This is a genomic window from uncultured Campylobacter sp., assembly GCF_938018035.1.
GTDB lineage: Bacteria > Campylobacterota > Campylobacteria > Campylobacterales > Campylobacteraceae > Campylobacter_B.
Genome location: NZ_CALIJF010000335.1, coordinates 1 through 10,401, shown reverse-complemented (window position 1 = coordinate 10,401; position 10,401 = coordinate 1). Strand labels below are relative to the sequence as shown.

Annotated in this window: 8 protein-coding genes and 2 pseudogenes; 7 read left to right on the top strand and 3 right to left on the bottom strand. The window is 48.1% G+C overall.

What is annotated here, in order from left to right; translation table 11 throughout:
- Positions 1–92: 92 nt before the first annotated feature.
- The 3 genes from Q0257_RS10335 to gltX are packed head-to-tail and all read right to left on the bottom strand — an operon-like array spanning position 93 to position 3,351.
- Positions 93–1,757 carry a lytic transglycosylase domain-containing protein gene (locus Q0257_RS10335; protein ID WP_298024604.1) on the bottom strand — a complete coding sequence of 555 codons (1,665 nt, stop codon included), beginning with the start codon at positions 1,755–1,757 and terminating at the stop codon, positions 93–95.
- Positions 1,754–2,050 carry a YggT family protein gene (locus Q0257_RS10330; protein ID WP_298024603.1) on the bottom strand — a complete coding sequence of 99 codons (297 nt, stop codon included), beginning with the start codon at positions 2,048–2,050 and terminating at the stop codon, positions 1,754–1,756. The genes Q0257_RS10335 and Q0257_RS10330 overlap by 4 nt, the downstream gene beginning before the upstream one ends.
- Entirely contained in the window at positions 2,044–3,351 is a 1,308-nt protein-coding gene (gene gltX / locus Q0257_RS10325) for a glutamate--tRNA ligase (RefSeq protein ID WP_298024601.1), read from the bottom strand. Before gltX ends, Q0257_RS10330 begins: the two co-directional genes overlap by 7 nt.
- 114 nt (positions 3,352–3,465) lie before the next feature.
- Between gltX and mscL the strand changes: the two genes are divergently transcribed.
- From mscL to priA, 7 genes and pseudogenes are all read left to right on the top strand, one after another.
- The gene (gene mscL, locus Q0257_RS10320) at positions 3,466–3,870 is read left to right on the top strand and encodes a large-conductance mechanosensitive channel protein MscL (RefSeq protein ID WP_297897758.1); all 405 of its coding nucleotides are present in this window, start codon (positions 3,466–3,468) and stop codon (positions 3,868–3,870) included.
- A 9-nt stretch (positions 3,871–3,879) separates the two neighbouring features.
- Positions 3,880–4,518 carry a Crp/Fnr family transcriptional regulator gene (locus Q0257_RS10315; RefSeq protein ID WP_298024599.1) on the top strand — a complete coding sequence of 213 codons (639 nt, stop codon included), beginning with the start codon at positions 3,880–3,882 and terminating at the stop codon, positions 4,516–4,518.
- 3 nt (positions 4,519–4,521) lie between these two features.
- The gene (locus tag Q0257_RS10310; RefSeq protein ID WP_298024597.1) at positions 4,522–5,649 is read left to right on the top strand and encodes a metallophosphoesterase; all 1,128 of its coding nucleotides are present in this window, start codon (positions 4,522–4,524) and stop codon (positions 5,647–5,649) included.
- Complete coding sequence (gene asd, locus Q0257_RS10305) at positions 5,650–6,708, top strand: archaetidylserine decarboxylase (RefSeq protein ID WP_298024595.1); 1,059 nt, start codon at positions 5,650–5,652, stop codon at positions 6,706–6,708.
- A 94-nt stretch (positions 6,709–6,802) separates the two neighbouring features.
- Positions 6,803–7,285: a prepilin-type N-terminal cleavage/methylation domain-containing protein gene (locus tag Q0257_RS10300; RefSeq protein ID WP_298024593.1), complete on the top strand. Its 483-nt coding sequence runs from the start codon at positions 6,803–6,805 to the stop codon at positions 7,283–7,285.
- 4 nt (positions 7,286–7,289) lie between these two features.
- Positions 7,290–7,541 (top strand): annotated as a pseudogene (locus tag Q0257_RS13120) (primosomal protein N'); the annotation flags it as partial.
- A 702-nt stretch (positions 7,542–8,243) separates the two neighbouring features.
- A pseudogene (gene priA / locus Q0257_RS10295) lies at positions 8,244–9,584 on the top strand (primosomal protein N'); the annotation flags it as partial.
- Positions 9,585–10,401: the final 817 nt, after the last annotated feature.

The window sequence follows — 10,401 nt, the reverse complement described above, 5'->3', positions numbered from 1 at the left end:
ATTGGCTGGCAAATTTTGCGCTTTTGGGGCGGCGGCTTTTAAAATTTCTCGCTCGCCGCCTCTTAAAATAATTCTCCGAGCTCGCCGCCAGCTTAGCGGAAGTTGTCGCTTCTACTCGGTATCAGCAGATCTTGCAGCTCCTGTTGCACCGAGACTTTCGCGCGCGGATCGAGGATCTGCGAGTAGATGATGAAATTTGCAAGCACCTTTTTGCCGTAGTCCCTGCTCTCGGCATACGGCACGAGCTCCATGCTAAGCCACGGCTCAAATTTGCCCTTATTAAACATATCGCCGCGCTGAAGCATCTTTTTGACGAGCCCGAGCCCGCCGTTGTAAGCGTATGCGATGAAAACCGGGCTGTAAATTTTACGCTCCAGCCAGTCGATGTGGATGTTGGCGAAGCGGTAAGCGACCTCCGGGCGGAACATATCGTCTTGATCGAAGCCGTCGATTTTGAGTTGCTTTTTGCCGATCTCGTTAGCCAAAAACGGCATAAATTGCATCATCCCAAGCGCATACGACGTAGATACCGATGCGGGTACGAAGCGGCTCTCTTGGCGTGCGAGCGCTAAAATTAGCGCTTTGCGGCGGTTGTCGCCGTCGCCGATGTATTCCATAAACGGCGTCGGATAGAAGTTATCCTTGCCGCCGCCCGCTTTATTCATGATGTATGAGTACTCGCCGATGCTTTGCTTGGTGTCGAATTTTTTGGCAAATTCTAAAAGCTGCTCGCGCGACATTCTATCGGCGCTATTTTTCGTGCGAACCCAAGCGAAAGGATCGGTTATGTCGTAACCTTCGATGGAATTTTTAGCGGGGTTTGGGATGATGATGTTTAAATTTTTATTTCCCGAAATCTCTTTGGCATAGAGCGCGTAGAGGCTGTAGTATTCGCTTGCGGCAAGCTCTTTTACGATATTTTGATCTCCGCTTAGCAGATATACCCAAAATTTCGCATTGTGCACGTCGTGAGGCTTCTCAAAGCTCGCGGCGGCGCGGCTAAAAAACGCGAGCGCAGCCCCTTCATCGCCCTGCATGACGGCATTTACGCCCAGCATGAACGCTACGTCCTTTTCTACAGCCGACGGATCGACGCCCGTAAGCGAGCGGCGTAGGCGCGGATATTTGCGGTTGATTAGCGCGTCATTGAGAACCGCTTTGAAGCCTTTTTGCGAAGCCAGTTCGCTTACGAAGGCTGCGTCGGCGTCGATATCGATCAGAGCGTCCTTGCCCGCACCTTTTAAGTAGTCGTAATATAAAAAGTAGTTTTGCGCGTTGTGGCTCTGCATAAAATACTCGCTCGGATTTTCGTCGTTAAATCCGCGCAGTAAATTTACGGCGTTTCTACTTGCCGCGTCTTGGTACTTTTCAAGCTGCGAAGCGAGCGTCTCGCGCACCGACGGGCTTAGCTTGGCGATAAAATTTGGATAGGAGCGCGCCTTTTTGCAGGTTAAATTTGCATCTAAAATATTCGCCGCCATTACTCCTGCGCAGCGATCCGGACGCTTAGGAGGGCGAATGGCGCCGAAAATTCTATCTAGCTTCTCTTTTAGTTTGCCTTTGTAGCGAAAGATACTTTGTTTTAAAATTTTAATCTCCGCTTTGTTGTATTTCGTCTCATCTATTAGGCGATAGATGTAATAGTCCTTGGCTAGGGATTTGGGCTCGTCTTTGATCTCTTCGTAGCTTAAAATTTTACCGCTACTTGCGGCGCACAGTAGTCCTAAAACAAGGCTAAATTTCAGAAATATTTTCAAATGACCGTCCTATTGATGATATAGATTATCGCGCTGTCAAAGAAGTTAAGCACGAGCAGGATAAGAAGCGGCGAAAGATCAAAGCCGCCGAAAGTCGTAGGCAGATAGCGGCGCACCAGCGCAAACGCAGGCTCGGTAAGCGCAGAGATGACGCGGACGATTTTATAAAATTTACCGAACGGATTTGTATGGATGAAACTCAAAACGCAGGCGATAAAGATCACGATCATATAGGCTTGCAGCGCGTAGTGCAGAGTGATGAGCGCGCCGTAGATCAGGCTGTTTGCTAGCATACGATCTCCTTCAGATCGGCGCGGATCAGCGGATACAGCTCGCTAAGCTCCGGTCCGTGAGGTGCGCCTGTGAGTAAAAACCTAAGCGGCATAAATAGGCTCTTGCCCTTTAAATTTGTAGCCTGCGAAAGCGCCGCTTTGAAATCATTAAATTCCGCGCTCGCGCCGCTTGAGCTTAATAAATTTAAGATCGCCTCTCGCAGCGCCTGCGCCTGCGCCGCCCACTCCTGTGGGATATCTTTCGCGCCGTAGATCGCTGCGATCTTCTCTTTAATCTGTGGAATAAGGCTTGCTTCTTGAGTGTAAAATTTTATCAAAGGCGAAAATTTTGGCTCAAGCTCAAAAAGCTCCGCCAGGCGCTGCTCGCTCGCTCTTTTGATATGCTCGCGGTTTATAAAGGCGAGTTTGTCCTCGTCAAATTTCGCCGGGCTTTTTGAAATTTTAGCGATGTCGAAAAACTCCACCGCCTCATCCATACTAAAGACCTCGCGCGGCGTTTTGTTGCCCAGCAGGATCAGATAGTTCGCGATCGCCTCGGGCAGGTAGCCGCTTTGAAGCAGCCATTTTACCGAGGAGCTATCCTCGCGCTTGCTCATCTTTTTGCCTTCGGAATTTAATATGATCGGCAGGTGCGCGTATTTGATCTCGCCGTCGTAGCCGAGGCTTTGGCGGATCCAGTTTTGCTTTGGCGTGTTTGATACGTGATCCTCGCCGCGGATTACGAAGCTCACGCCCTGCATCATATCGTCGCAGGCGCAGGCGAAGTTATAGGTCGGCGTCTTGTCCGCGCGCATGATAACGAAGCTATCGATATTCTGCGGCTCAAATGCGATACGGCCTTTGATTGCGTCGGTAAATTCCAGCGCGTGATCAGGTTTTTTAAGGCGGATAGTAAAGGGCTTTTCGCAGCCAAGCACCTCTTCATCGCTTAAATGCTCGCAGTGCCCGTCGTAGCGATAAGCCTCGCCCGCGTCCTTGGCGGCTTGTTTTTTCGCTTCAAGCTCCTCCTCGCTGCAAAAACAGCAAAACGCCTTTTTCTCGGAGAGCAGCTTGGCTGCGAACTGCTGATGAAATTTTAAATTTTTGCTTTGATAATACAGGCTCTGCCATTTAATGCCGAAGCGCTTTAAAATTTCGATTATCTCTTGATCTTTGCCTTCGATATTGCGCGCAGTGTCGGTATCCTCAATGCGTAAAATAAAGCCGCTTTTATCCTGCAGCGAGCAGATATAGTTAAAAATAGCCGCGCGTAAATTTCCGATATGCATATCGCCGGTGGGCGACGGAGCGAAGCGATACAATTTAGGTCCTTTGGGTTTAAATTTAAGCTGGGATTATACTTTTTACTTCCTAATAAAAAGCAAAAACAAAGCAAAAATAGGCTAATATCGGCGCATTTTATTTAAGGAGACAATATGAGTTTCATTCAGGAATTCAAAGAATTTGCGATGAAAGGCAACGTCATCGATATGGCGGTGGGCGTCGTCATCGGCGGGGCTTTCGGCAAGATCGTAACCTCGCTCGTAAGCGACATCATGATGCCGGTTTTAGGACTTCTTACAGGAGGTATGAATTTTACAGATCTTAAAATAGTGCTAAAAGAAGCAGTGGGGCAGACCCCGGCCGTTACGATAAACTACGGCTCGTTTATCCAAGTAACGGTCGATTTTATCATCATCGCGTTTTGTATATTCTGCGCGATCAAGGCGATCAATAAGCTTAAAAAGCCCGCCGAGCCTGCGCCGGAGCCTGCCGCACCTGCCGAGCCTAGCGAAGAGATTAAACTTCTTACCGAGATAAGAGACCTGCTTAAAAAATAGGTCGCGGCGATGCTTGAGAGAATTCCTTATTTTAAAGCTCTAAGCGCAGCGCAAATCGATCGTTTGGAGCAGATTAGCATCCATAAAAGCTACAAAAAGGGCGAAATTTTATTTTTCGAGGGCGAGCGCTCGCAGTATCTATTAATCCTGCTAAAAGGAATTTTAAAAATCTATAAAACCTCCGCAAAGGGGCGTGAGATCCATATGCGCGAGATCCGCCCCATCTCGCTCGTGGCAGAGATGGTAAATTTCGAAGAGACGAGCTATCCTGCAAGCGGCGTGTTTTCGACAAACGGCGAGGTGCTAAAGATCGATTATGAAAAATTTAAAAACGAGTTTATGAGCGATTCAAAGATTTGCCTGGAGCTTTTAAAATCGATGTCCGAGAAGATCCGAGCGCTAAATGCAGTCTTTGATAATCAAGTCGTGCTTAACTGCGACGGCAAAATCGCTAAGTTTATCAGCGAGAATTTCGATATTTTTATGAGCACGAAATACACCAGAATAGCCAAAATTCTAAATGTTACCCCCGAGACCTTCTCGCGCACCATCACTAAATTTAAAAAGAGTGGCGCGCTAATTTTAGACGATAAGCAAGAAATCACGGGCTTTGATAAAGATAAGCTGGACGAGTATATCCAAGGCTAGAGTTTGAAAAGCGCCTATATTTTTCCGATCGTCGGCACGGTTTTATTTCTGTTTTTTAATCTTTACGTTTATAGATCGATCGGCGCGCGCTTTACGCCATATAAAAATTTCGTGATCTTTCGCCCCGCCTTGAGCTTACTTTGCGTAGCTTTAGCAATTTTAGATGCAATATTTTTTGCGGGTTTTGGGCTTAATGGAAGCTTTAAAAACGAGCTGCTTTATAAGCTATGTGTATTTTGCATGGCAGCGTCCTTTTCGCTCTTTTTTATCTGCCTTGCTTACGATGTGCTAAGCGCAGCCGCGCATGTGGTTAAATTTAGCCAAAACAGGCGAAAATTTTTAAAAACCTTCATCGACATAACCTTCGTAATAATGGCGTTTAGCTATATTTTTAAAGGGCTTTATAATGCGCTAAAGATACCGAAAGTCACCGAGCGCGAAATAAAAATCAAAAGCTTAGCTCGCGAGCTAAGCTTTGCCGTCATCTCGGACGTGCATCTGGGCGAGTTTTTGAAAAAGGAGTTTTTGCAAGGCGTCGTAGCGCAGATAAACTCGCTAAATTACGATGCGCTGCTGATCGTGGGCGATATGTTTGATCTGCGCTCAGATGAGCTCGGGGATATTTTGCAGCCTCTTGAGGCGATCAAAAAGCCCATCTTTTTCGTCACGGGCAACCACGAGTATTATCGCGGCGACGCAAGCGGGCTTATCGCGGCAATGCAAAAAGCGGGCGTGCGGGTGCTGCAAAACGAAAGCGTGGAATTTGAGGGGCTAAATTTAATGGGCGTACACGATCTTAGCGGCTTTCGCTTCGGATACATGCAGCCCGATCTAAGCACTGCGCTAGCGCAAGCAGACCCCGATAAACCTAAAATTTTACTCGCGCATCAGCCAAAATACGTCGTGAATTTTGTGCGCGACGAGGTCGATCTGTGTATCTGCGGACACACGCACGCGGGGCAAATTTTTCCGTGGACGCTTTTGGTACTGCTTAGCCAGAAGTATCTTTACGGGCTGTATAACGACGGGCTGAAGCAAATTTACGTAAGCAGCGGCGTAGGGTTTTGGGGGCCGCCGATAAGGGTCTTTGCCGATGCCGAGATCGCGCTGCTTAAGCTTAGAAAGGCATAGATGAGAAGTTTTATTTCGAGGATTTTTGGGGTTATCGCCGCGGCGAAATTCCCTAAATTTATACAAAATTTTATCAACCGCAAATATGTGGAATTTTTTAAAATTGATATGAGCGAATTCGATCCGCCGCAAAGCTACGCAAGCCTAAACGCTCTTTTTACTCGCCGCTTGCTGCGCCCGCGCGAGATAGCGGCAGATGAGACGGCTTTTATAAGCCCTAGCGACGGCGTGATCTTTGAGAGCGGAACCTGCGCCGATCTGCGGGCTTTTAGCGTAAAAGGCTGCGAATATAGCCTTAGCGAGCTGCTGGGGCGCACGTTTACGGCAAGCGAAAGCGGCGGAGCGGTTAAAAATTTAGATGACGAGGCGGTTACTACGAACGGGAGCGGCGAGGTTGGAACCGGATGCGCAAAAGATGCCGGCGCAGGGATGAAATTTCGCGCCGCGCAAGCAAAAATCATAAGCGGCGAAAGCGGCGCAACTTATGTCGCGAGCGGCGTGCAAGCTGAAATTTACAGAGATGAAAATAGCGCGAGCCGCGAAACGAGCGCAGAGGATGCCCAAGACGGCGAAAATACAAAGGGCGTAAATTTAAGCTACGCAAACATCTATCTAAGCCCGCGCGATTATCATCATTATCACGCGCCGTGCGACCTGAGCGTGACGGAGGCGCTTTACATACCTGCTGATCTTTACAGCGTGGCGAAGAAATTTTTACTTAAAATTCCAAACCTCTACGCCAAAAACGAGCGCGTGATTTTAAAGTGCAAGATGCGTAACGGCGGGATTTTATGGATGGTTTTTGTGGGCGCTTTAAACGTCGGCAAGATGAGATTTGATTTTGATGCGCGAATACAGACGAATGCATGCGCAAGTAGATCTGAGGCGCTTTACGAATATGAAAATTTAAACTTTAAAAAGGGCGATCATTTGGGAAATTTTGAGCTGGGCTCGACGATCGTGCTCGTAGCGCAAAGCGAATTTTTGAAATTTGAAACCCTGACTGATACGTCCGTAAAATTCGGACAAAAAATCGCAGAATTTAATGAAATTTCATAAAATTCCATTTAAAATGCAGGATTTTTTCTTTAACTAAAATTAATTTTATTTAAATTTAGCTATAATCATCTCACTTTAAATCAAAGGATTTAACATGAAAAATTTAAAAGCTTTTACGATGATTGAGCTTGTTTTCGTCATCGTCGTTTTAGGTATTTTGGCGGGCATCGCGGTGCCTAGATTAGCCGCTACGCGCGATGATGCTACGATCGCTAAGATGCGTGGGGATATCGCCGCTATTAGAAGCGGACTTTCGCTAGTTAGAAGCGAGAATATGATGAGAGGCGTGACTGCGTGGCCGGGTTTAGAAGCTAATCCAGATGTAGCAGGTACGCTTTTTGAAGGTGTTTTGCAGCAGCCCATCTATCCTATGAGAGCTGGTGGCAGAAACGGCTGGAGCTTAGTTACAAATGGTAATGCTAATGCTACATCCACATATACAGCTACCGTTGCCGGTCAATCAACTACTTTTAACTACTATCCGACTGCTGATTCTAGACCTGCAGGCTCAAGGGCTAATATCGGTTCGTTCGACTGCAATCATCAAGAGCCTCTTTGTCAATCCTTAGCTCAATAGCTAAATGCTCTATTATGAAGTTGCGGTTTTGGGCGCCAGCCTAAAGCCGCTTACTTATAGTTCAAATTTTAAAATCCCAACTTATCAAATCGTATCCGTTCCCGTAAAATCGAGCGTCAAATCCGCCGTGATCCTGCGCGAGGTTGCAAAGCCGACCTTCAAAACCAAGGAAATTTTAGAGATTTCGCAGCTTAAATTTAGCCCGTTTCAGATCGCACTTGCAAATTTTATCGCGTACTACTATGTCTGCGAAAAGGGCGTTGCATTTGGGATTTTCGAACCTACAAGCGATACGGCGCAGGATTTGCGGAATTTGCAGGAGGATCCTACTACCGAGCGGAATTGTGCTTGCAAGCAAATTTCCGTTAGTAAGCCAACCTCCGCTTGCAAGCAAACTTCTACCCGCGAACAAAATTTTATTTCCGAGCAGGATTCCATCACCACACAAAATTCTACGCTCGATGGAAATTTTAATGCCACACAAAATTCCATTTCAATCCAAAATTCTGCATTGACGAGAAATTCTACTATCATAGAAAATTCTGTTACCGTCATAAATTCCGTCATCGCGCCGAATTCTACGCAAAAACAAAATTTAAAGCAAGCGCCAAATTCTATCTCGCAAAATTTGGCTTTAAATTCTACCGCCGCGCAAAATCCTATCCAAGAGAGGGACTTTTTCAATGAACTAAATTCCGTCTCAATTCAAAATTTCGCATTGATTCAAAATTCTGTCGCCATGAAGACCGCCATAAATTTTGTTACCGCGCCGAGTTCGGCATACAAACAAAATTTAGCCATCGCGCAAAATTCGATCCAAGAGCGGGATTTTACCAAGGGAGAGAATTCTGTTTTGATTCAAAATTCTACTTCAGCGCAAAATTCCATCTCAATTCAAAATTCCGCTGCTGTCGCCGAAAGTCCTATTTCGCAGCCGCTATCTACGCTTCAAATAGGTAAAATTCCAAACCTCACCCCCGCGCAGGAGCAAGCGCGTAAATTTGCCGAAGCCAATGCAACCTCGCTGATTTTCGGCGATACGGGCAGCGGCAAGAGCGAAATTTATATCGCGCTGATCGCGCAGGCGCTCGCTGCTGGCAAGCAGGCGCTGTTTTTGATGCCAGAAATCTCGCTCACGCCGCAGATGACGAAGCGGCTACAGAGCTATTTCGGCGAGCGGCTCGGCGTCTGGCACTCCAAAATTTCGCCCAAAAACAAGCGTGAAATTTTAGCGAAATTTAACGCAGGCGAGATCCGGCTCATCGCAGGTGCCCGCTCGGCGCTGTTTTTGCCCTTTAGCGATCTGGGTCTCATAGTCGTGGACGAGGAGCACGACGACAGCTACAAATCGGCCGCCGCACCGCGCATGAATGCCCGCGACGCCGCGATTTTCGTCGGCAAAAAGCTTGGCATCCGCGTGGTTTTGGGCTCCGCGACGCCCGCGCTTAGCACCTACGCGAAGCAGCCGCACTTCCGCCTGCGCGGCACCTATTTTAGCAGCGCCAAGCGCTTCATTTTCGACGAGAGCGAGACGGGGCTGAGCCCTAAAATTTTAACAGAGATCGGGCGCAGCCTCGAAGCCGGCAAGCAGGCGGTCATGTTTTTGCCGACGCGCGCGAACTACAAATATATGGTTTGCGAAAACTGCGGGCAGATCGTGCGCTGCCCGTTTTGCGCCGTCGGGATGAGCTATCACGCGGACGCTGCGGCGCTGAAGTGCCATTACTGCGGCTTTAGCACGTTCTACAGGGCGTCTTGCGAAAACTGCGGCGGCGAGGTGATGCAGGCGCGCAAGATCGGCACCGGCGAGCTTGCGGCACAGCTTGCGGCGCGTTTCCCGAGCGCTCGCATCGCAAAATTTGATCGCGACGAGATCACCACGCAGCGCAAGCTTGAGGCGCTGCTAAATAACTTCAACGCCCATAAAATCGACATTTTGGTAGGCACGCAGATGCTTAGTAAGGGGCACGATTACCATGGCGTCGATCTTGCGGTGATAATGGGGATTGACGAGCATCTGAGCTATCCCGATTTTAGGGCGTGCGAGAAGACGTTAGCGCTTGCGATGCAGGTGGCGGGCCGCGCGGGTCGCTCGGGGCAGGGCAGGGTCGTCATACAGACGCGCCAGAGCGGCTTTTTTAGGGATTATATCGAAAACTACGACGATTTTTTACGCGACGAAGCGGAGTTTCGCGAGGGGCTATATCCGCCGTATATGCGGCTTTTGCGCGTGTTGATTTCGCATAAAAACGAAAAGGCGGCGGACGAGATAATGAACGCCGCGCTTGAGCTTTTACGTCGCAAACAGGCGGGAGGTAGCGCGTTTGCTTTGCGAGCGAGCACGGGCGATGATATGAGGGCGGATATAAACACTACCGAGAGATGCGCCGAAGCAGGTGCGGGACACGCAAGCTCAAGCGCTTTAAATTTAGAAAATTCTGCGCAGCAGGGCGGCAAGCAAATATCAAATTTTAAATTTCAAAGCTCGGATCTGTGCGCGGGTGATGCAAATTTAAACCATCAAAAAAACACTTCAAATTTGAAAAATGCCGCGCAAATTTTAGCTTGCGACGCAGGCGCGGACAGCGCAAATTTAAAGCCTGAAAGAAAGAGCAGCGCGCAAAATTTTATAAATTTATCGGCCGAAAATACTGCCGAAAATTACGCGCAGTATTTGAAAGAGAAGGCGAGCGAGGGCTTTGAGATCATCGGCTACGGCAAGGCGGGTATCGCCTATATCGCGTCGAAATTTCGCTTTGAAATTCTGCTGCGCGCTGGCTCACACGTGCCGCTTATTAATGCTGCGCGCGCGCTTGAGCATCTGCCCGTCGAGATCGATATGGATCCCGTAAACTTCGGCTAGATGTAGGACATGGTTTAAATTTAAGATAAATTTGCAGCCTATTCAGCGCAGGTTCATTGGCTGGCAATTTTACTGTAAGGGGGCTTGCTTATCGCCACGGATCATCTTATTGCGATTTTATCTCGATTGCGGCGTGAATGCTAGTTGGCGCTGGGTTTTTGCTCTCAACTCATCCGTTTCCGTGCTTGCAATAAAAGCATTAAGCAGCATTTAATCCGCCGCACAATACAATATATCGTAAATATCATTTGAA